This is a genomic window from Agromyces binzhouensis, assembly GCF_004135055.1.
Classification (GTDB): domain Bacteria; phylum Actinomycetota; class Actinomycetes; order Actinomycetales; family Microbacteriaceae; genus Agromyces; species Agromyces binzhouensis.
The window spans coordinates 1-21,512 of the sequence record NZ_SDPL01000013.1; the positions used below are offsets into that span (position 1 = coordinate 1).

Sequence of the window (21,512 nt, forward strand, 5' to 3'; positions counted from 1 at the left end):
CGAGCCGCTTGTCCGCGATGTGGCGGCCGACGAAGACGACGTAGGGGGCCGCGGCCCGCGCGCCGCCCCGCGATCCGGGTGTCGCGCGAACGGCGGAGGCGTTCGGCGGGCCTGCGAGGTCGAGCAGTCCCAGCACGATCGGGTCCGCGCCGGGCAGTGCCGCGCGGAGGCGCGCGAGCGTGAAGCCGCTGTTCACCAGTCGGATGTCGCCGAGCCGGACCGCGAGCCACTGCAGCACCGCCGCGACCGTCCCCGTCGCCGCTCCTGCATAGGCCCGCCACTTGCGTGCGGGCCAGACCTCGAGCCAGTCGACGGCGACCACGACGGGACGCCCGAGGAGCGCCGCGCGGACCGCGAACACGTTGAGCACGGGCAGCGCCGCGACGACCACCAGGTCGACGTCGCGCCGGTGCCGGACGAAGTGGCGGAACAGTCCGAACGCGAAGGCCACGGCACTGCGCGTCGTCCGCACGCCGTCCTCGTCGTAGATCTCGCCGCGCCACACCGAGACCAGGTCGAACGGAGCCGCCGGCGGATCGGACGGCGGCCACTGCGCGCGGGTGACGTACGTCACGTGCGCGCCGTGCGCCACCAGCTCCTCGGCCATGCGCCGGTAGACGCGTTCCCCGCCGCCCGTGTTCACGGGGAAGACGCAGTCGTACGCGATCGCCACGCGCTGCCGGCTCATGCGCTGGGGCTCCCCGACCCGTCCCCCTGCGTCGCCCGAGCGACGGCCGCGACGTCGACGGGCGCGAGGTCGGAATCGAGCCTCGCGACCTGGACGCCGAGCCGTCCGATGAATGCCGCGTACGCCGCCGAGGCGAGCGCGTACAGCGCCACGAGCAGCGGCCACCCGCCCGGGGGCTGCCACTCGGGCGCGAGGACCATCTCGGTGATGCGGTCGTCCAGGCCCACCACGTACCGGTACATCACGAACAGGAAGACGTACGCGCCGAACGCGGAGAGGAGCACGCTGCCGAGCCACGTGTACCGCACCGAGAGCCGTGCGATGCGATCCGGGGTCCGGCGGGAGAGCAGGTGGCAGATCACGATCAGCGCGCCGAGGTAGAGGAACAGCCCGTACCGGCCCTGCCAGATGATCCCGGTCTGGCCGACCGAGCGCGCCTGGACGAGCACCGGCACGACGACGCAGGCCGCGATCACGACGGAGATCACGACGGTATCGCGTCGCTGCGACGAGCCGACCGCGAGGAAGACCACGGCGCCGACGACCGCCGCCACCGCCCACAGGGCCCAGGCGGGGATGACGGTGTCGAGCCATCCGAACTCGCCGATCGCCTGCTGGAGCAGTTCATCGGTGAGGCGGAGCATGTAGACCACGCCCTCGAGGAATCCCGCGCCGACGAGCGGGGCGTCCCCCTCCCGCGCCTGGCTGGAGAGGCTGCCGCCGACCAGCGTCCAGCCGAGCGAGAACAGCCCGAAGACGGCGATGACCGCGAGCCACAGGTAGCTCCGAGCGGTCGTGAAGAGGCTCCGCACCGGCGCCCAGCCGACCGTCAGCGCTGCCAGCGCGACGATGACGACGAGCCACAGTGGTCCGAGTGCGCGTGCGGTCACCAGTGCGGCGGATGCGAGCGTGACGACCACCCACATCCAGGTCCGCGAGAACACCGCCGGGGATCCGTCGCCGTGCGCCTCGAACAGGCGCAGCACCCCGACCCACAGGGCGACGGATGCCGCGATCTCGAGTCCGTTCGGGTTGACCGAGCCCATGAGGTAGACGCACATGGGCAGCGCCGAGAAGGCGAGTGCCAGGGGCATCCACCGCGCCCTCGCGCCCGCCACGGCGAGCTGGAACGCGGCGCCGACGAACAGCGCGCCGATCACGGCGCTCACGATGCGCATCGCGATCACGCCCGCGTCGCCGCCGATGACCAGGGAGGGCCAGCCGACGAGCGCGTAGTAGACGGGGTTGTAGGCGCCGGTCCAGGTGTTGAACCAGTCCTGCCCGCCCGCGTCGCCGAGCGCGACGCCGCAGTCGGCCGAGCGGTTCTCGTCGTCGACGTAGCAGAGCAGCGCGGGGTCGTACCGGTACTCGTCGGGCAGGCGCACCACGAGGTGGAGGACGCCCTCGACCTTGTCGCCGATCACCTGGCCGCGGACCTGGGCGATCGCCTTGGTCGCGTGCGCGTTCTCGTCGGGAACCGAGAAGATCGGGGAGGCGAACGCCCACAGGATGCCGAGGAGCGCCGTCAGGGCGAAGCCGATCAGTCCGGCACGATTCGCGGCGGAGCGACGTGCGCCGGAATCCGTCGGTGCGTCCACAACTGCTCCTGCTCGCTCCGAGGCATGACCGCCCGAGTCTAGCAACGCGGGCCCGGGCGGCCCGATCCGGTCGGGGCTACTGCACGGTCACGGTGCGACACCCGGCGGAGACCGTCGAGCCCGGGCTCACCCTGTCGATCGCGTACATGCACACCGAGTGCTGGCCGGGTGCAAGGCCCGTGAGGTCGGCGCGGAAGCCGTGGAGGTCGCCCATGCCCGGGTAGACGGTGCCCAGTCCCTCCTTGACGAGGCTCGCCTCGACGGATGCCGCTCCGACGCCGTCGACGTACACGTGCACGCGGATGGGGTCGACGGTGTCCGGGTCGAACGCCCAGCCTCGCACGAAGGCGGTCCCCTTCTCAGCACCGGCAGCGGCTTCGTCGACCCAGATCTTCGGGGATCCCTGCGGCATGGCCACGTCGATGCACCCCAACCCCGCATTGCCGCCGTCGCCGACGTTGATGGCGTACGCGCAGACTCGGTGCGACCCCGGGGTCACGCCGGAGAGTCGGGCCGAGAACCCGTGAGCGGTGCCGTAACCCGGCCACGTCGGTGTCGCCCGCTCGACATCGGCGGCGATCGACGCCCAGCCCCGTCCGTCGACGTAGACGTGCACGCGGATCGGATCGACGACGTCCGGATCGTAGGCCCACCCGCTCACGTCGATGACGCCGATGTCCGGTGCCACGGCTGATTCGAACCGGCCGATCGGGGAGCCGCTCGGCATGGCCACCTGGGCGCACCCGATCCGCTTGTTCGAACCCGCGGCGACGTTGATCGCGTACACGCAGAGGCTGTGGGTGCCGGGGGCGACGCCGCCGATCGTCCCGGCGAATCCGTGCCGGTCGCCGAAGCCCGGCTTGGCGCCATCCAAGCCGGCCTTCACCGCGTCCGCGGCGATCGAGGCGCGACCGACCCCGTCGACGTAGACGTGCACGCGGATCGGATCGACCGTGTCGGGGTCGATCGCCCAGCCGCGGAACGTGATCTGGCCGGGCGCACCGGCGGCCTCGTCGATCACGCCGAACGGGCTCGCCGACGGGATCGCGACCCGGACGCACCGCAGCAGCGTGTTCGATCCCGCTCCGACGTTGATGCCGAAGACGCAGACGGACCGCACGCCCGGGTCCAGCCCGCCGACGCGAGCCGTGAAGCCGTTCGCACCGGTCGAGGTCGGCTGATCGGCCGCGACGGAGGACTTGCCGACACCGTCGACGTAGACGTGGACGCGGATGGGCGAGGCGCTGTTCGGGTCGGATGCCGTTCCGCTGACCTCGATCGCGCGGTACCCCCCGACGGCTCGCGTCACGTCACCGCTCGGCGAGTCGTTGCCCTTCGTCGATCCGAACCAGTCGGTGAACAATCGCCAGAAGTTCCGGTTGCCGTAGCTCGAGCACGAGTCGCCCGTTCCGTAGAGGTTGGCCAGGGCCGCGGAGTTCGGCGTGTACGGCGTGTAGAGGTAGAGCCCGGCGGTCGCCTGGTTCTTGATGTAGACCGTCTTCGTCCCGCATGCGCTGTTCGGGTGGTAGAGGATCGAGTTGTTGCGTCCCGCCTCGTACGCGCGACCGGTCGGGGCGGCAGCGTACCGCTTGAACTGGAGCGCCGCCGAGTACACCTGGTTGAAGAAGCCGTAGTACTGGCTGTCGCAGTCCGCGGTGTCGGGGCACCCGTACCCGGTGGCGCTGCGGTACTGCCGATCGGTCGGCGAGGAATCGGTGACGAGGCTCTGCTCCTTCTCGATGAGCACGATGAGCGAGCGCGGGTTGATGCCGCACGCCTGTGCGACGTCGTAGATGATCTGCGCCGCCGACTGGTTCGATCGTCCCGAGTACGCGCTGCAGCGGCCGGACTCGCCCGACTTGTTCGACGTCGTGGTGCGGTAGTCCTTCAGGCACGTCGGCCCCGTCGTCGCCGTACAGGTCGGCACCCTCGCATCGAGGAACGACTGGATCGCGGAGGCGCTCATGGTCGACCGGTCGTAGAAGACCTGATCGCTGATGATCATGCCGGGGTCGAAGTCGCGGGCGTCCGCTGCGCTGGCGGTGGAGTCGCCGGACACGGCATCGACCGCCGCGACTCCTGCGACGGCGACGAGGATCGCGACGACCGCGAGAACGATACGCCTCATTCGGGCACCTCGACCGTCGTCGAATCGCTTCGCACGTCGAGATAGCGCAGGGAGACCGACCAGAGTCCGGGACCGAGCTCGTCCCCGGTCACGTACACCGATCCGCAATCGAGGCTGCTCGGCCCGGGCTGCGGAGCCGTGGTCCGCGTGACGGTGGATCCGGCGAGGGAGAACTCGAACGCGCAGTCGACCGCATCGTCCAGGGAACCGTCGACGAGACCCGACGCGATCACCTCGCCCGACGGCTCGTTCCACTCCACGTGCGTGAGCAGCGGCGTCACCGCGGGCGCGCTGGTGGACGCCGATGTCGGATCGGGCGACGCGGTGGGGCCGGTCCCCTCGGTCGAGGGCGTCGGCTCCCCGTCCACGCCGGACGCGCCGCAGGCCGACAGGGTCGCGAGGCAGGCTGCTCCGATGAGCACGGCGATGCCCGTGTCCGTCGCACGCATCCGTGCCCCCTCCCGTTCGCACGTCGTCCGCGCCGACAGGCTAGCCGTGATGCCCCGCGACGGAGAGACGCCACGCCCGAGCAGCCGGGGTCAGTCCGAGTCGTCGGCGGTCCGCCGCCTCGACCGGAGCCACCATGCGCCGTAGCCCGTGGCGAGGCCGAGCAGCGTGACGAACGTCACGATCGTGCCCGTCGCGAATCCCGGCGGCGAGTACGACAGGACGACCCGGTGCTCGCCCTCGTCGAGTGCGACCGCGGCTGCGACGTGGTCTGCCGCGATCATCTCGGCCTGCTCGCCGTCGACCGTGGCCGACCAGCCCGGGCGCCGGAACGAGTCCTCGACGACGAGGAGCCCGTCGCCGTCCTCGACGACGACGCGGAACTCCTGCCGATCCGTCGAATCGGTCTCGATGATCTCGATGGCGGCGTTCGAGCCGGCATCGATCGGCTGCCGTGGCTCGGCGTCGAGCACGGCCGTGCCGGCGTCGACGCGTCCGGAGTCGAGCAGGTCGACGCGCGCGTCGGAGTCCTCCTCGACGATCGCGTCGTCCGCCCAGTGGACGCGCTCCGCAGCACCCTCCCGTTCCAGGATCGTCGCGTCACCGGTATGCACGACCCGCAGGCCGTCATCGACGGGTCGGACGACGTCGATCGCGATGTCCGCGTCCGCGGAACTCGCGATGCGGTACTCCGAATCGGCGCCCTCGATCGAGAGGCGCGCGAACCACTCCACGTCATCGGCGATGTCCTCGCCCATCACCGCGACCGACCGGTTGCCCGAGGTCGCCGGCACCCAGGTCGACGTCTCGGTCAGGACGGATCCGGACGAGGCATCCACGATGTCGACGACGAGACGGATGCCGTCCGCGGACGACGCGACGCCCTCGTCGATCGCGTACGCGAGGCCGCGGACGGGACCACGTTGCAGCGCGCTCTCGAAGACGCCCTCGCCGTCCGCCCGAAGCCCGCCGGACCGGGGGGCCACCTCGACGTCGCCCGGAAGGGCGACGCCGGGGTCGACGACGAGGTATCGGACAGCCAGGCGATCCAGCACCGAGGACCGCCCGTACTCCTCGAGCCCGTCAGGCGGCAGGGTGGAGTAGGTCGGGCTCTGGAGCGCCCGGTCGTCGACGGCGAGCATGAGGTCTTTCCACTGCGGCGTCATGAATGCGTGGCCGCCGACGGCTCGCTGACGATAGAGCGAGCTGGAGCCCGGCAGCATGACCTGGCCGACCGAGGCGTATCGACTCTCGCCGAGGTTGTCGTCCAGGTACGTGTGCGTCGACGTGCTCGGGTAGAACGTCGAGCTCGCCGACGTCGGCCACCACGAGGATGCCACGAGCGTCGCCGGGATCACCAGCACGATCGGGATCACAACTGCTGCGACGACCCGATAGACCGCGCGACGTCCGAAGTAGGTGAGGACGACCACGCCCGCAGCCAGCACTGCGGTGATCGCGACGGCGGCCACCTGATGCCGGACGTCGCCGAGCCGCTCGCTCGGAACTCGGCGAAGGGCGAGCAACACGATGCCGACGGCGCCCGACGCGAGAACCGCCGGGACCGCCAGCCGACCGGCCAGGGCGAGCCTGCCGCCGATGCTCGAGCCCGCCCACGTTCGCCGCAGGTCGGCCCCGGGAGCATCCGGCGACAACATTCTGTCGAACCCGATGGCCGCGAGGATCGCGGCGCTGAAGCCGACGATCACGCGCAACCTGCCGACCGGGTTGTTCGAGAAGATGGGCAGCTCTTGGGCGAGGCCGAGCAGCGGACCGCCGACGTAGACGAGCAGGACCGACACGCCCAGCGCGATGGCGAAGAAGATCGCCACGCCGCGTTGGACGGATGCGCCACGCCGGAAGAGCGCCACCGTCGCGAGCAGGACCAGAGCCACCGCGCTCGCGTAGGACAGGTGCTCGACGGGATGGCCGCCCCAACTGCCGATCGTGGGTCCGCCGTTGATGTCGGGCACGAGCGCTGAGGCGAGGTCCTCGATCGGGAGGTGGGATTCGGACGACTGCTGTCGTATGGACAGGTCGATCACGTTGAGCGCGTTGACTGCGAAAGGGACCAGTTGCCACGCCGACAGCAGCAGGCCGAGCAGCACGCCGCCCGCCGAAACGAGACCGGAGACGACCACCGCGCGAATTCCGGAACGCATGAGGACGGCGCGCACGACGACGTACGCCGCGCCGAGGTACAAGGCGTACCCCGCGATCGCCGGGAAGCCGCCGAGCATCATGCCGGCGACGGCGAGGCCGACCGGGAGGATGTCACGCAGGCGCGCCTCGACCGCAGCGCGCTCGAGTGCCCAGAACAGCAGTGGGATGAACGCCGCCACACGGGTCTGCGGCCAGTTGGTCCAGGCGATCATGAATCCCGACGCCGCGAACACCATGCTCGCCACGGGCCAGGTCTCCTGGCGGATCCCGAGGCGGCGAAGGAACAGGGACATGCCGAGCGTGATGAGCGCGATCTCGAGCAGCTTCACGAACGCCGGCGCGAGCGCACCGGGAAGGACCCACCACGGGAGGGAGAGCGGTGAGTAGACGCCGAAGTTGGGCAGTCCGCCGAGTTCGGCCCCACCCGCGACGTAGGGGTTCCATCCCGCCGGACTGCCTGCGCGGACGGAGTCGACGAACAGCATGGTCTGGGGCGCGATGGTGTCGATCGTGTCCCCGATGAGTCGGTTCGCGATCGGCGACATGTCCGCGAGCTCCGACTGCCACGGGGGCACCGCGGCGAGGAACTGCGTGCCGAGGAAGGTTCCCACCCCGATCAGCGGGAGTCCGATGCTGACCACGGTGAACAGCACGAGCGCGCCCCAGGACGCGACGATCCCCCATGGCACTCTCGCGAGGCGGGCTGGGATCGCGGGCGCGCCCGATGACGGGCGTCGGCGGTGCGGGGGCGTGGCCGTCGACACATTTTCTCCTTGGTGGGGGACCGGGACATTCTACGGACACCCGGCCGCGAGCACGCGTCGGTCGATCCTCGGTGAACTGAGATAATGACGTGCACGTCACGTCGACGTGCAGCACACCGCGCCCCCAGCAGAGAGCCCCATGAAGGTATTCGTCCAGATCCCCTGCCTGAACGAGGAGGAGACCCTCCCCGCAGTGCTGAAGTCCATCCCCCGCGAGATCCCGGGCGTCGACGAGGTCGAGATCCTCGTGATCGATGACGGGTCGACCGATCGGACGGTCGAAGTCGCGAAGGAACTCGGAGTCACCCACTTCGTTCGGCACGCCCGGAACATGGGACTCGCGCGATCGTTCGCCGACGGGGTCGACTACGCGCTCCTGCACGGTGCCGACGTCGTGGTCAACACCGACGGAGACAACCAGTACCCGCAGGAGCGGATCGCCGACCTCGTCCAGCCGATCATCGAGGGTCGGGCCGAGGTCGTGGTCGCGGATCGCCAGACCCAGAAGGTCGAGCACTTCTCGCAGTTCAAGAAGATCATGCAGCGCTTCGGCAGCTGGGTGGTCAACAAGGCCGCCGGAACGGACCTGCCGGATGCGGCGAGCGGGTTCCGCGCCTACTCGAAGGAGTCGTTGATCCGGCTGAACGTCGTCACTCGGTTCAGCTACACGATGGAGACCATCATCCAGGCGGGATACAAGCGCCTCGCGATCACGAGCATCCCGATCGAGACGAACCCGAAGACGCGCGAGTCGCGGCTCTTCAAGAACATCTGGCAGCACATGGCGCTGTCGGGATCCGCGATCGTGCGGGCGTATCTCATGTACCGCCCCTACATCGTCTTCGCCACGCTCGGCGTGATCCTCGCGGTGCTGGCCCTCATCCCGTTCGTCCGGTACCTCACGCTGCTGGCCCTCGAGGTGCAGGGCGACCACATCCAATCGCTCCTCATCGGCGCAATCCTGGCGACCGGCTCCCTGCTCTCGTTCGCACTCGGCGTCATCGCCGACCTCACGAGGATCAATCGGTCCCTGAGCGAGGACTCCCTCGACCTCCTCAAGCGGCAACGGTACGGTCGCTAGCGTGCGAGCGCTCGTCGTCGGGGCGAACGGATTCCTCGGCTCACACCTGGTCGATGCCCTCGCCGCGGCCGGGCACGACGTCACCGCATTCGACCGGTTCAGCACCGATCGCCGCGCGTTCGACGCCGACGTCGCCACCCTTCGCGGGGACTTCGCAGACGCCGAGGCCGTGGCGCGCGCGGTCGCCGGACACGATCGGGTGTTCCACTTCGTGTCGTCGACGACACCCGCGACGGCAGGAAGCGATCCCGTCCTCGATGTGCGCGGCAATGTCATCCCGTCGATCGCCCTCCTGCGCGCGTGCGCCGAGGAGGGCGTCTCGCGCGTCTACTTCGCGTCGTCCGGTGGGGCGGTCTACGGCGACCTCGGCGCGTCGCCCGTCCACGAGGACATGTCGCCGCATCCCGTCTCGCCGTACGGCATCGGGAAGCTCACCGTGGAGTCGTACCTCGGGTACTTCGCGCGGACCGCCGGGCTCGCATCGGTGGCGCTGCGGATCTCGAACCCCTACGGCCCCAGGCAGCGCGCGACCCATGGCCAGGGCCTCATCCCGATCGCCCTTCGCGCGATCGCCGCCGGCGAACCGGTGCTGCGCTACGGCGACGGCTCGATGGTGCGCGACTACCTCTACGTGGAGGACGCCATCCGCATGATCGTCTCGATCGTCGAAGCGGAGCCCGAGCACCTCGTGTACAACATCGGCAGCGGTCGCGGCACCACCGTCAACGAGGTCATCTCCGGCCTGGCTTCGGTGACCGGGATCGAGCCTCGCGTGGAGCAGCGCGATCAGCCGCCGACGTTCGTCCAGGCCTCCGTGCTCGACATCTCCAGGTTCACCGCCGAGTTCGGCGGGCCCGAGTTCACCCCGCTCGACGAAGGCCTCGAACGGACCTGGGCGTCGATGCGCCGCTGAGCCGGCGGTCGGCCGACCGACTCGGACTTCAGCTGGGGCGGACGCTCGCCACGGTCGTCAGGAGTTCGCCGTACTTCGCTCCGACGGCGTCGGCGGAGTACTGCTCCGCGGTCTCCCGGGCCGCTGCTCCCAAGCGCTGACGCAGCGCCGGATCGTCGACGAGGGCGTCCAGCGTCTCGGTCAGGCGGCCCGTGTCCCCCGGCGGCACCAGGACGCCGTTCACCCCGTCCTCGACGGCTTCATTGATCCCGGGGACGTCCGATGCGACGATGGCGCATCCGGCCGCCATGGCCTCGAGCAGCGCGACCGGAAGGCCGTCCTTGTCGCCCGACGCGGCGAGCACGGAGGGGAACACCGCGAGGTCGCACGCGGCGTACCGCCGCACGAGCTCCGCACGACCGAGCTGCCCCGCGAACGTCACGTCCAGTCCGAGCGCGCGGGATTCGAGCGACGCCCGCAACGGTCCGTCGCCGACGACGGTGAGCGAGACCGTAGGGCCGGACCCGAGTTCGCGCAGCGCGTCCAGCAGCACCTCGAGCCCCTTCTTCTCGACCAGCCGACCGACGAACAGGATCCGCGTCCGATCAGGTTCGGCCTCGACCGCGGGAACGGCCTGGACCGCGGAGAGATCGGCCCCCATCGGCAGGACCTGCACCGCGTCGGGCGCGGCACCCAACTCGATCACCCGTTCCCGCATCTCCGCGTTCATCACCGTCACTGCGCGCGCCCAGCGGACCACGCTGGACTTGAGCGCGCGCAGCGGCCGAGCGTTCAGCGCATAGAGGTCGCCGCCGAGCGTCGTCAGGAGCGCCGGCGTGCGACTCAGGGCCAGTCGGGCGACGACGCCCTGGGGGATGATCCAGTGGACGTGCGCGACGTCCGGCCGCCAGTCGCGGGCCGCCCGACGCGTCGCGATGAACTGCGCGACGAAGAAGGGCAGGACCTGCAGCCACCGTGACCGCTTCTCGCGGAGGTTCTCGATGATGGCCCCGTCGGCCAGGTCCTCCCAGCGGCGCGGGAAGTAGCCGTACCGGCGGATCTCGAGCGCGCCGAGACGCTCACGTTCGGGCGCTCCGGGCACGCGCGGCACGACGACCATGACGTCGAAGCGCGCGGCCTCGCGCTCGGCGAGGTCGCGGACGAACGCCGGGGTGCCATCGGACGCGTGCGCGGGGAACGTGGACGCGAGGACGAGCAGTCGCGGCTTCTGGCCTGCCATGTACGGGACCTCCAAGATGACGTCTCGGCCATCGGGTTCCGGGTGACGGCCTCCGACAGTCTACGGACGCGCAGGCTGTGCGAAACCGCAGCTCGCATCCGGGATAATCGGTCCGGATGAGCACCCTGTCGCGTTATCGCAAGCCCCTCCAGTACGCCTTCGCCCTGGTCGCGCTCGCCGCGATCGTCTGGATCGTGGCGGCCAACTGGGATGCGTTCTCGACCGCCGTGCTCGGAATGGAGCCGTGGTGGCTGCTGGGGTCGCTCGCCGCGGGGGCCGTCGCGGTCGTGTGCTCGATGCTCGCGTGGCGATCGATCGTGATCGCGTTCGGCCACCGGGTCTCCCGCGCCGACGCCTCGCGGATCATCTTCATCTCTCAGATCGGCAAGTACATACCCGGAGGCGTCTGGCCGATCGTGGCAGGGACGGCGCTGGGCATCCGCGCCGGCATCCCGGGGCCCATCACCGCCGCCACCATCCTGGTGCAGCTCCTCGTGAGCGTCGCCACCGGCTCCGTCGCGTCGATCGGCGTGCTGTTCGCATTCCCGCAGCTGCAGGAGTTCGCCTGGCTGGTCTGGGCGGCGGCCGCCCTCGGCATCCTCCTGCTGCTGCCTCCGGTGATGGAGCGCTGGCTCCGGTGGGGGTTCCGACTGATCCGGCGCAGCTCGACCCTTCCCGAGTCGATCGGAGCGGCATCGCTGGGCGTCGCCACGCTGTGGTCGTTCGCGAGCTGGGCGGCATTCGGGCTGCACCTGTGGTGCGTCGTCTCGGCGACGGTCGGACCCGACCCCGAGCTGATCCTGCTGTCCGTGTCGGCGTTCGCGTTCGCCTGGGTCGTGGGCTTCCTGTTCATCATCGCCCCCGCAGGCGCCGGCGTCCGCGAACTCGTCCTCGGCGTCGTGCTCGCGTCGAGCGTCGGGTCCGCGGCACTGCTCGGCATCGTGATCGTCAGCCGCATGATGCTCCTGGTCGTGGATCTCGCCATGTTCGGCGGCGCGCTGGTCTCCGCTCGACGCACGGCCGGAGGCGACCCTGCCGCGCTTCCCGACGGACTCCGCCCGGACGGTCCGGACGAAGCCGCGGGTGCGCCGGCCGACTAGCTGGGCGATCCGGGGGCCGACGTTCGCCCTCTCCCACAGGGTGTGGAAGGATCGAGTACCCGCCCCGCACACCCGAGAGCCCTGAATGTCCCCGAACCGCACGGAATCCTCCGCGCCAGGCGTCGAGGGGGTCATCGCCGACCACCTCGCGATCTGCGACGGTGCGAAGGCTGCTGGTCCCCAAGGAACCGTCGTCTTCTGCGTGTCCACCGACGACCCCGCCGAGGGGAAGGGCGACCTCTTCGTCGCCCTCGGCCTCGCTCGCGCGCTCAGTCGCAACGGCTGGGGGGTGCGTCTCTGGCCGATGAGCCGGTGGCACGATCCGCTCCCCGATGCGGATGTCGTCGTCAGCATGATCGAGTCCTTCGTGCCCGGCGGCGTCGCGGCGCGGACGGTGCTGCTCGGATGGGTCCGGAACTGGACCGAGCGCTGGGTCGAGCTGCCCTTCCTCGCCGCGTTCGACGGCTTCCTCGCCTCGTCGGCGGCCACGGCCGACGAGATGCGGGCGCGCTACGACGGCCCCGTCGGCGTGCTCCCGATCGGCGTCGATACCGACCTGTTCGATGGCGCCGCCGAGGCTCCCCGATCCGTCGACATCGTGACCACGGCGAACTTCTGGGGTGCCGAGCGCGAGCTGCAGGGCGCGATCGGCTCGGTATCGGAACACCATCGGGTCGACTGGTACGGGCAGAACGCCGCGCACCTCGACCTCCCGGACGGCATCGTCCACCGAGGCTCGGTACCGTTCGAGGAGCTCCCCGCGGTGTACGGCTCGGCGAAGCTCGTCCTCGATGACCTCATCCGACCCGCGAAGGCGTTCGGCAATCACAACAGCCGCCTCTTCGAGGCCCTGGCGTGCGGAGCCCTCCCGATCACCAACACCAGCTTGGGCCTCGCCGAGCTCGGCCTCGCCGAGGTGCCCTCGTACGGCGCCGAGACCACGCTGGTCGAGGTGGTCGACGGTCTGCTCGTCGACGACGCCGGGCGCGAAGCCGTCGCGGGCCGGCTCCGCGCGATCGTGCGGGATCGCCACTCGTACGGGGCGCGTGCGGAGTCGTTCGAGGCGTTCATCGCGCCGGTCCGAGCGGCAGGTCGACGGCAACGGCCGGACTGGTTGGGCTGGGCGACGGAGGTCCGCGAGTCGCTTCGCACGGCGGAGTTCGCGTTGGACGAGACCAGGTCAGGCCTTCATGCGGAGCAGCTGCGAAGCCGGAGGCTCCGATCGGAACTCGACCAGACGCACGCCCGGCTCAACGAGGTCGCGACCCGCCTCAGGGCCATCGAGACCCATCCGGTCTACCGGACGCTGTCCAAGGTCGCTCGCGTCGCGAAACCCGTGCCTCGCCCCGCCCGCAAGGACGCGCAGGGAAGACCGAAGTCGACCGAATAGACTCTCCACGTCATGAGTACCTCCTCCGATGCCGCCGCGATTCGCGCTGCTCGCTTCCGCACGCTCTCAGACCTCCCCATGGAGGAGACCGCGAAGGACGGCGGCGGATACAGCCTCGTCGGATCGTTGAAGGAGATCCTCGGCCGGCGGGAGATGCTCGGCCTGATGGTGCGCCGGGACCTCAAGGCGCGATACAAGGACTCCTCACTCGGATTCTTCTGGTCGCTCGTGCGTCCGCTCACGCAGTTGGCGATCTACTACGTCGTGCTCGGCCAGTTCCTCGGCGCAGCGCGAGGCATCCCGGACTTCGCCATCTACGTCTTCACCGGCCTCACCGCATACACGCTCTTCAGCGAGATCGTCCTCGGCGGAGCGGGGTCCATCGTCGGCAATGCGGGCCTGGTGAAGAAGATCTACCTCCCACGCGAGATCTTCCCTCTGGCCTCGATCGGATCGGCGATCTTCAACTTCGCGATCCAGCTCGGAATCCTGCTGCTGGCCACTCTCGTACTTGGTGCGTTCCCCATTCACGCCGGCCTCGCCTACTTCTTCCCGTCGCTGGCGATCCTCCTCGTCTTCGGCGCCGCCCTCGCACTGCTGCTCGCGGCGATCAACGTCTTCCTCCGGGACGTGCAGTACCTGATCGAGGTCGTCGTGATGCTCCTAATGTGGGCGTCGCCGATCGTCTACAGCTGGTCGATGGTCAAGAGCGTCGTGCAGCCATGGGTTCTCGACCTCTACACGAACAACCCGATCACGCTGGCGGTGCTCGGGTTCCAGAAGGCCTTCTGGACGGCAGGCGCCGACGCCTCCTATCCGGACGATCTCCTGCTGCGCCAAGGCATCGCTATCCTCGTCGGACTCGTCGGGCTGGTCGCGGCGCACGCGGTGTTCAACCGCATGCAGGGCGACTTCGCGCAGGCGCTGTAGGTGCACCGGCCGTGACCCGCGCGCGAGTGACCACGATCGTCGTGGCGTACAACTCCAGCAGCGTCCTTCCGGGCCTGCTCGCATCCCTCAAGGCCGCATCGACCGACGACGTCGATCTCGACGTGCTCGTCGTCGACAACGACAGCCGCGACCGGGACGCGAGCCGCAGGGCCGCCGAGACCGGTGGCGCGAGGTTCCTCGCGCTCGACCGGAACCTCGGCTACGGGGGCGGGGTGAACGCCGGCGCCCGGACCGTCACGGATGGCGACGGCTACCTCCTCGTATGCAACGCGGACCTCAGGTTCGAACCCGGCTCCATCGACTATCTGGTGCGGTTCGCCGAGGCCCACCCCGAGGTCGGCGCGTTCGGTCCCGCCATCCTGAACGAGGACGGCACCGTCTATCCGTCCGCCCGCCGGTCCCCCACCCTGCGCGAGGGCATCGGTCATGCGCTGCTCGGCGGAATCGCACCACGCAATCCCTGGTCCCGGCGGTACCGCGAGGAGTCGGTTCGCACCGATGGCCCGCGGTCGGCCGGATGGCTCTCCGGAGCCTGCCTCCTGGTCCGCACCGACTTGTTCCGCCGGCTCGGCGGCTTCGACGAGAGCTACTTCATGTACTTCGAGGACGTCGACCTCGGCGATCGTGTCCGCGCATCCGGCCACTCGAACATGTACGTTCCCGGCGCTCGGGTGACCCACCTCGGCGCCCATTCGACGAGCGATGCGTCGACCCGAATGCTCGCAGTCCATCACGACAGTGCGTATCGGTACCTCTCGAGGCGCTACCCCGCGTGGTGGCAAGCCCCGGTCCGTTGGCTCCTTCGGGCGGGCCTCTGGGTCCGCCTCAGATGGATCACGCGGCGCGCGCGGCCGCCCGCGACCGCCGCGCGAACAGCGCACTCGTGAACCGCCCACACCTCCCCGACATCCACGCAGAAACGGAGCGAATCCGCATGGCCAGCACTGGTTCGGTCAGCCCGGTCGGGCAGACTCCGGCTCCGGAGGTCATCAGCCTCCAGGACATCTCCAAGCGCTTCGTCATCCGCAAGGACAACTCGCTCAAGGAGCGACTCGTGACGCTCGGGCGGGCGGGCCGACGTCACCGCGAGGAGTTCTGGGCCCTCCGCGGCCTGACCGCGCAGCTCGAGGCGGGGCAGACCGTCGCGCTCATCGGGCACAACGGCTCCGGCAAGAGCACGCTGCTCAAGATCATCGGCGGCATCATCGAGCCGACCCGGGGCACCGTGCGCCGACGCGGACGCATCGCGGCCCTGCTCGAGCTCGGCGCGGGCTTCCATCCGGACCTCACCGGACGGGAGAACGTCTTCCTCAACGCCTCGATCCTCGGGATGTCGCAGTCCGAGACCGAGGCGAGGTTCGACGACATCGTCGCCTTCTCCGGGATCGGCGAGTTCATCGACACGCAGGTCAAGTTCTACAGCTCGGGGATGTACGTGCGCCTCGCCTTCGCGGTGGCCGTCCACACCGACCCCGACATCCTCCTCGTCGACGAAGTGCTCGCCGTCGGAGACGAGGCGTTCCAGCGGAAGTGCCTCGACACGATCAAGCGCTTCCAGACCGAGGGGCGAACCATCATCCTGGTGACCCACTCGATGGGTCAGGTGTCCGAGCTGGCGGATCGAGCCATCCTCCTGCATCACGGCGAGGTGATCCAGGACGGAGAACCGAACGCGGCGATCGCCGCGTTCCGCGACCTGCTGGAGGAGGAGCGCCGGGAGAACGAACGAGACGACCCACGGGAAGCCGCGCTCGAGAACGGCCGAGTGCTCTCAGCACACGTCGAGGCCGCGGGCCGCACCGTCGGTGCACCAATGCAGCCTGGCGATGACGTGGTGGTGACCACCACGCTGGAACACTCGACGGGTATCGAGGACTGGACCTGTGGCGTCCAGATCGACAACGCGATGGGACAGCCCGTGTGGAGCACGAACACGAGGCGCGCTGGAATCGATCTCGGGCCGTTGACCGGGCGACGCACGCTGGTGATCACAGCTCATCACGCGATGCTCGCGGGCGGCAAGTACTTCGTGAATGTATCGTTCATGGATGCCGCCGGGCGCCATCTGCACGACCTCGTTCAAGCAGCCAGCTTCAACGTCGCGGACCAGAAGGACGCCGGCGGCTCGATGTACGCAAGCCCATCGTTCGAGATCGTTCCCTGACGATCGCCGCGCACTGGTTCGGGACGCGTTCCGAGCCCCGGCGGGTACGCCCGAACGTTACTCGGTCGCAAGCAGGTGCTTCAGGTACTGCCCGTAGCCGCTCTTGACGAGCGGCGCGGCGAGTTCACCGAGTTGCGCGTCGTCGATCCATCCGGCACGCCACGCGATCTCCTCGATGCAGCCGATCTTGAAGCCCTGGCGGTCCTCGATGACGCGGACGTACTCGGACGCCTGCATCATCGACTCGAAGGTTCCGGTGTCGAGCCAGGCGGTGCCACGGTCCAGCACCTGCACGTTGAGCCTGCCGGCTTCGAGGTACCGCTCGTTCACCGTCGAGATCTCAAGTTCTCCACGCGCGCTGGGCTCGATGGTCTTCGCGATCTCGACCACCTCGTTGTCGTAGAAGTACAGGCCGGGAACGGCGTAGTTGCTCTTCGGCTCGGCGGGCTTCTCCTCGATCGAGAGCGCGGTGAAGTTGTCGTCGAACTCCACGACGCCGTATGCGGTGGGGTCGCTCACCTGGTAGGCGAAGATGACAGCGCCCTCGATGTCGTTGTGCTGCCGCAGTGCCGAACCGAGTCCGGTGCCGTGGAAGATGTTGTCGCCGAGGACCAGCGCGACCGACTCGTCGCCGATGAACTCCTCGCCGATGATGAAGGCCTGGGCCAGCCCGTCCGGTGACGGCTGCACGGCGTACTCGAGGCGGATTCCGAGGTCGGAGCCGTCGCCGAGCAGCGCCTTGAACTGCGCGTTGTACTCGGGCGTCGTGATGATGAGGATCTCGTTGATGCCCGCCATCATCAGCGTCGACAGCGGGTAGTAGATCATGGGCTTGTCGTAGATGGGCATGAGCTGCTTCGAGATGCCCTTGGTGATCGGCCAGAGCCGCGTGCCGGATCCACCGGCGAGGATGATGCCGCGCATCGGTCAGTTCCCCTTGGAGTTCAGCGAGTCGTAGAAGGCGCGAGCGGCCTCCCATGTGGGCAGCAGTCCGGATTCCGCGGCCTCGGCGAGGGTCGGAGCGTCGGTGTCCTTCGGCGAGAGCAGCAGGTCGCCATCGTCGAGCGTGAAGTCCAACCCGATCTCGCGGTCGAGCGGGTTCACTCCGTGCTCCCGCGGCGCGTTGAACGGCGCGGTCACGAGGTAGCTCACCGTCGCGTCGTCCGTGAGTGCGACGAAGCAATGGCCGAGTCCCTCGGCGATGTAGATCGCCCGCCGGTCCTGCTCGTCGAGCAGCACCGAGTCCCACTCGCCGAAGGTCGGCGAGCCGACCCGGATGTCGACGACGAAGTCGAGCACCGCACCGCGTGTGGCCGTGACGTACTTCGCCTGGCTCGGCGGGATGTCGGCGAAGTGGATCCCGCGGACGACGCCTCGCTTCGACACCGACGTGTTGGCCTGCGCGAGCGAGAGCGGATGTCCGATCGCCTCCTCGAGGCGATCGAAGCGATACCACTCGAGGAAGACACCGCGGTCGTCGCCGAACTGCTTCGGGATGATCTCGTAGCTGTCGGGGATCTTCAGTTCGCGGATCTGCACCCCGGAAGTCTACCCAAGCCCGGTCGCGTCGCCCCATCGCAGCGCTCAGCACCGACCTCGGTAGGATGAAACGCGTGTCAAGACTCCTCGTGACCGGCGGTGCCGGCTTCATCGGCTCGAACTTCGTCCACTACGTGCTCGCCAACACCGATCACTCGGTGACGGTGCTCGACAAGCTCACCTATGCCGGCAACCTCGCCTCGCTCGACGGGCTCCCCGAGGACCGCTTCCGGTTCGTGAAGGGCGACATCTGCGACGCCGAACTCGTCGACGCGCTCTTCGCCGAGCACGACGCGGTCGTGCACTACGCCGCCGAGAGCCACAACGACAACTCGCTGTCGAACCCGCGGCCGTTCCTCGACACGAACATCATCGGCACGTACACGCTGCTCGAGGCGGCGCGGAAGCACGACATCCGCTTCCACCACATCTCGACCGACGAGGTCTACGGCGACCTCGAGCTCGACGACCCGGCGAAGTTCACCGAGCAGACCCCCTACAACCCGTCGAGCCCGTACTCCTCGACCAAGGCCGGCAGCGACCTGCTCGTCCGAGCCTGGGTGCGTTCGTTCGGCGTGAAGGCGACGATCTCCAACTGCTCGAACAACTACGGGCCGTACCAGCACGTCGAGAAGTTCATCCCGCGCCAGATCACGAACGTGCTCCGTGGCGAGCGCCCGAAGCTCTACGGCAAGGGCGAGAACGTCCGCGACTGGATCCATGCGAACGACCACTCCTCGGCCGTCCTCACGATCCTCGAGAAGGGCGTCATCGGCGAGACCTACCTGATCGGGGCCGATGGGGAGCGCAACAACAAGGACGTCGTCGAGCTGATCCTGACGACGCTCGGGCAGCCCGCCGACGCCTACGACCACGTGGTCGACCGACCGGGCCACGACCTGCGGTACGCGATCGACTCGACGCGCCTGCGCACCGAGCTCGGCTGGGAGCCGCAGTTCTCCGACTTCGAGTCGGGCCTGGCCGACACGATCGCGTGGTACCGCGACAACGAGGCCTGGTGGGCTCCGCAGAAGGACGAGACCGAGGCCAAGTACACGGCGCAGGGCCAGTAGCGTGCGCGTGCTCATCACCGGCGCGAACGGGATGCTGGGCCGGGACCTGCAGGCGGCGCTCGCGGGGCGCGAGGTGACCGCACTCGGTCGCGCCGACCTCGACGTGACGGATGCGGCCGCGGTCGCCGCGGCCGTGGCGGGGCACGACGTGGTCGTCAACTGCGCCGCCTACACGAAGGTCGACGACGCCGAGGCGCACGAGGACGAGGCCTACGCGGTGAACGCGACGGGCACGGCGAACCTCGCAGGGGCCTGCGCGGCGATCGGGGCGCGCCTCGTGACCGTCTCGACCGACTACGTGTTCGACGGCAACGCCACCGAGCCGTACGCCGAGGACCTCCCCCGCGATCCGATCAACGCCTACGGACGCACCAAGGCAGCCGGCGAGGAGCTCGCGCTCGCCGCGCACCCGAGCGGCACGTACGTGGTCCGCACGGCCTGGCTGTACGGTGCCCACGGCGCGAACTTCGCGCAGACGATGCTCAACCTCGCGAAGTCGAAGGACTCGTGGTCGGTCGTCGACGACCAGCTCGGCCAGCCCACGTGGACGGCCGACCTCGCCGCCCAGATCGTGGCGCTGCTCGATGCCGACGCCCCGGCGGGCGTCTACCACGGCACGAACTCCGGCGAGGCGACCTGGTACGAGTTCGCCAGGGCGGTGCTCGAGGAAGCCGGTCTGGACCCCGAGCGGATCACGCCGACCGACAGCTCGTCCTTCGTCCGCCCCGCTCCGCGCCCGTCGTACTCGGTGCTCGGGCACGATGCATGGGCGGCAGCCGGGATGTCAGAGATGCGCCCGTGGCGCGACGCGCTCGCGGACGCGGTCCGGTCCGGCGCCCTCACCAGCTGACTCGAGCGAGGGCGTCGCGGCATCCGGCCGGACCACGGGCGGATGCCGCGACGCGCTCGCCGTCAGAGCATGCGCGAGTACAACTCGACCTGCATCCGGCGTGACCATCGCGACTGCAGCGTGGAGATGTCGGTGTCGAGGATCTTCGGGTCCCTCGTCTTCGATTCGAAGTGGTACAGACGCGCCCAGGGCGAGAACACCGCGGACCGGCCGGTCGCACGGATCTTCATGTTCAGGTCGACGTCGTTGTAGTTGCCCGGGAAGGCCAGGCTGAAGCCGCCGACCTCGAGGAAGACGTCGCGTCGGACGAGCGCGCAGGCCGCGGTGACGCCGGAGACCTCGTGATCGACGCTGAGCGACTTGATCGAGTCGTCGCGGCCGCCCTCCCAGCCGAAGGCGGCGTGACCGGCGACACCGCCGGTGTAGACCTGCCCGGAGTGCTGCAGCGTGCTGTCCTCGAAGTAGAGCTGCGCGCCGACGATGCCGACGCCCGGCTGCCGACCTATGCCGACCATCGTCTCGAGCCAGTCCGGCGTCACGATCTCGACGTCGTCGTTGAGCAGCATCAGGAACTCGCCCCGCGCCGCAGCGGCACCGCGATTCATCTTGCCGCTGAAGTTGAACGGGGCATCCCACAGCACGAGGCGAAGCCGGTCGCCGCAGATGCGCTCGAGCTCCTCGACGACCGACGTCGGCGTCTCGGCATCCGCCACGATCACGACCTCGACGTTGCGGTACGTCGAGCCGTCGATCACGCCCCTGACCGCCTCGACGACGAGCACCCGATCGATGCCGCCGATCTCCGCGCTGCTCCCGCGGGTCGGGATGACGACCGAGACCAGCGGCTCGTCCTCGACCGAGTACCGCACCCGCCGGAGGAACGGCTCGACCTGCTCGACGCTCGCGCTGACCCCACGAGACGAGAGTTCGTGCTCGACGACCCGGCGCTGCGCGTCGGACGTGCCGGCGTAGTCGTCGTGGGCCAGGTCCTCCACCGCGAGGACCTCGGGGATCAGCGCGACCGTCTCGCCCGCGCGATCGAGCCGGAGGACGACGTCGAGGACCTGCGAGCGGCGCGCGTCGGCGCGCAGCCCGCCGAGGCGACGAAGCGCACCGACGCGGACCGCGACGACCGGGCCGAGGTAGTCGTTCCCGAACAGCCGGAGCGGCGAGAAGAGCGGGCGGAGCAGCGGTGCCCCATGGTCGGTCGTGGAGTCGCCGTAGGCGGCCTGCACCTCGGGGAATCGTGCGAAGAAGCCGTCCAGCTTGGCGATGCCGTCCGGGACGAGGCGGCCGCCCCGCACGATGACGAGCAGCTCCGCGGCGGTCCGTGCGATCAGGGCGTCGAGGGTCGCGGCATCCGCCTCGGTCAGCCGCGCACCGGTCTCGCGCGCCGCGTCGGCGAGGTCGGCCCGCATCGCCTCGTCGACGCCGCCGTGCGCGA

At 69.5% G+C, this 21,512-nt stretch carries 18 protein-coding genes; 9 read left to right on the forward strand and 9 right to left on the reverse strand.

Features of this window, described 5'->3' with window-relative positions; all coding sequences use genetic code 11:
• The 5 genes from ESO86_RS01760 to ESO86_RS01780 all read right to left on the reverse strand — a co-directional run.
• Nucleotides 1-688: glycosyltransferase (locus tag ESO86_RS01760; protein WP_165307212.1), on the reverse strand; the 688-nt coding region annotated here is incomplete at its 3' end.
• Nucleotides 685-2,286, reverse strand: a complete 1,602-nt coding sequence (locus ESO86_RS01765) for a DUF2142 domain-containing protein (protein WP_165307214.1) — start codon at nt 2,284-2,286, stop codon at nt 685-687. The genes ESO86_RS01760 and ESO86_RS01765, both read right to left, overlap by 4 nt.
• A gap of 76 nt (nt 2,287-2,362) precedes the next feature.
• Nucleotides 2,363-4,414, reverse strand: a complete 2,052-nt coding sequence (locus ESO86_RS01770) for a hypothetical protein (protein WP_129233183.1) — start codon at nt 4,412-4,414, stop codon at nt 2,363-2,365.
• The gene (locus ESO86_RS01775) at nt 4,411-4,863 is read right to left on the reverse strand and encodes a hypothetical protein (protein ID WP_129233184.1); all 453 of its coding nucleotides are present in this window, start codon (nt 4,861-4,863) and stop codon (nt 4,411-4,413) included. The genes ESO86_RS01770 and ESO86_RS01775 overlap by 4 nt, the downstream gene beginning before the upstream one ends.
• A gap of 90 nt (nt 4,864-4,953) precedes the next feature.
• The gene (locus ESO86_RS01780; protein WP_129233185.1) at nt 4,954-7,713 is read right to left on the reverse strand and encodes a YfhO family protein; all 2,760 of its coding nucleotides are present in this window, start codon (nt 7,711-7,713) and stop codon (nt 4,954-4,956) included.
• Nucleotides 7,714-7,927: 214 nt separating this feature from the next.
• Here ESO86_RS01780 and ESO86_RS01785 point away from each other — a divergent pair, with 214 nt between their 5' ends.
• Both ESO86_RS01785 and ESO86_RS01790 read left to right on the forward strand, forming a co-directional pair.
• Nucleotides 7,928-8,869: a glycosyltransferase gene (locus tag ESO86_RS01785; protein ID WP_129233186.1), complete on the forward strand. Its 942-nt coding sequence runs from the start codon at nt 7,928-7,930 to the stop codon at nt 8,867-8,869.
• 1 nt (nt 8,870) lies between these two features.
• Nucleotides 8,871-9,782: an NAD-dependent epimerase/dehydratase family protein gene (locus tag ESO86_RS01790; RefSeq protein WP_129233187.1), complete on the forward strand. Its 912-nt coding sequence runs from the start codon at nt 8,871-8,873 to the stop codon at nt 9,780-9,782.
• Between the two features lie 28 nt (nt 9,783-9,810).
• On the opposite strand, the gene ESO86_RS01795 is transcribed toward ESO86_RS01790, so the two are convergent.
• The gene (locus ESO86_RS01795; protein WP_129233188.1) at nt 9,811-11,001 is read right to left on the reverse strand and encodes a glycosyltransferase; all 1,191 of its coding nucleotides are present in this window, start codon (nt 10,999-11,001) and stop codon (nt 9,811-9,813) included.
• A 116-nt stretch (nt 11,002-11,117) separates the two neighbouring features.
• Between ESO86_RS01795 and ESO86_RS01800 the strand changes: the two genes are divergently transcribed.
• The 5 genes from ESO86_RS01800 (at nt 11,118) to ESO86_RS01820 (ending at nt 16,606) form a co-directional block, all read left to right on the forward strand.
• Nucleotides 11,118-12,101 carry a lysylphosphatidylglycerol synthase domain-containing protein gene (locus tag ESO86_RS01800; RefSeq protein WP_129233189.1) on the forward strand — a complete coding sequence of 328 codons (984 nt, stop codon included), beginning with the start codon at nt 11,118-11,120 and terminating at the stop codon, nt 12,099-12,101.
• A 202-nt stretch (nt 12,102-12,303) separates the two neighbouring features.
• Nucleotides 12,304-13,491, forward strand: a complete 1,188-nt coding sequence (locus ESO86_RS01805; protein WP_165307216.1) for a glycosyltransferase family protein — start codon at nt 12,304-12,306, stop codon at nt 13,489-13,491.
• A gap of 12 nt (nt 13,492-13,503) precedes the next feature.
• Nucleotides 13,504-14,421: an ABC transporter permease gene (locus tag ESO86_RS01810; RefSeq protein ID WP_129233191.1), complete on the forward strand. Its 918-nt coding sequence runs from the start codon at nt 13,504-13,506 to the stop codon at nt 14,419-14,421.
• An 11-nt stretch (nt 14,422-14,432) separates the two neighbouring features.
• Complete coding sequence (locus ESO86_RS01815; protein WP_242492154.1) at nt 14,433-15,329, forward strand: glycosyltransferase family 2 protein; 897 nt, start codon at nt 14,433-14,435, stop codon at nt 15,327-15,329.
• 47 nt (nt 15,330-15,376) lie between these two features.
• Complete coding sequence (locus ESO86_RS01820) at nt 15,377-16,606, forward strand: ABC transporter ATP-binding protein (protein WP_129233192.1); 1,230 nt, start codon at nt 15,377-15,379, stop codon at nt 16,604-16,606.
• A 57-nt stretch (nt 16,607-16,663) separates the two neighbouring features.
• On the opposite strand, the gene rfbA is transcribed toward ESO86_RS01820, so the two are convergent.
• Nucleotides 16,664-17,530, reverse strand: a complete 867-nt coding sequence (gene rfbA, locus ESO86_RS01825) for a glucose-1-phosphate thymidylyltransferase RfbA (RefSeq protein WP_129233193.1) — start codon at nt 17,528-17,530, stop codon at nt 16,664-16,666.
• 3 nt (nt 17,531-17,533) lie between these two features.
• Complete coding sequence (locus ESO86_RS01830; protein WP_129233194.1) at nt 17,534-18,145, reverse strand: dTDP-4-dehydrorhamnose 3,5-epimerase family protein; 612 nt, start codon at nt 18,143-18,145, stop codon at nt 17,534-17,536.
• Between the two features lie 74 nt (nt 18,146-18,219).
• On the opposite strand from ESO86_RS01830, the gene rfbB reads away from it, so the two are divergent.
• Together rfbB and rfbD are read left to right on the forward strand one after the other, a co-directional pair.
• Complete coding sequence (rfbB, locus tag ESO86_RS01835; RefSeq protein ID WP_129233195.1) at nt 18,220-19,218, forward strand: dTDP-glucose 4,6-dehydratase; 999 nt, start codon at nt 18,220-18,222, stop codon at nt 19,216-19,218.
• A 1-nt stretch (nt 19,219) separates the two neighbouring features.
• The gene (rfbD, locus tag ESO86_RS01840; RefSeq protein ID WP_129233196.1) at nt 19,220-20,068 is read left to right on the forward strand and encodes a dTDP-4-dehydrorhamnose reductase; all 849 of its coding nucleotides are present in this window, start codon (nt 19,220-19,222) and stop codon (nt 20,066-20,068) included.
• 62 nt (nt 20,069-20,130) lie between these two features.
• Here rfbD and ESO86_RS01845 read toward each other — a convergent pair.
• On the reverse strand, nt 20,131-21,512 hold a 1,382-nt coding region (locus ESO86_RS01845; RefSeq protein ID WP_129233197.1), incomplete at its 5' end, for a glycosyltransferase.

Bases quoted from the DNA above. Each gene is read 5' to 3' on its own strand.
- ESO86_RS01820 (WP_129233192.1), top strand. From the start codon at position 15,377: ATGGCCAGCACTGGTTCGGTCAGCCCGGTCGGGCAGACTCCGGCTCCG.
- ESO86_RS01770 (WP_129233183.1), bottom strand. From the start codon at position 4,414: ATGAGGCGTATCGTTCTCGCGGTCGTCGCGATCCTCGTCGCCGTCGCA.
- ESO86_RS01800 (WP_129233189.1), top strand. From the start codon at position 11,118: ATGAGCACCCTGTCGCGTTATCGCAAGCCCCTCCAGTACGCCTTCGCC.
- ESO86_RS01785 (WP_129233186.1), top strand. From the start codon at position 7,928: ATGAAGGTATTCGTCCAGATCCCCTGCCTGAACGAGGAGGAGACCCTC.
- ESO86_RS01810 (WP_129233191.1), top strand. From the start codon at position 13,504: ATGAGTACCTCCTCCGATGCCGCCGCGATTCGCGCTGCTCGCTTCCGC.
- ESO86_RS01775 (WP_129233184.1), bottom strand. From the start codon at position 4,863: ATGCGTGCGACGGACACGGGCATCGCCGTGCTCATCGGAGCAGCCTGC.
- ESO86_RS01795 (WP_129233188.1), bottom strand. From the start codon at position 11,001: ATGGCAGGCCAGAAGCCGCGACTGCTCGTCCTCGCGTCCACGTTCCCC.
- rfbA (WP_129233193.1), bottom strand. From the start codon at position 17,530: ATGCGCGGCATCATCCTCGCCGGTGGATCCGGCACGCGGCTCTGGCCG.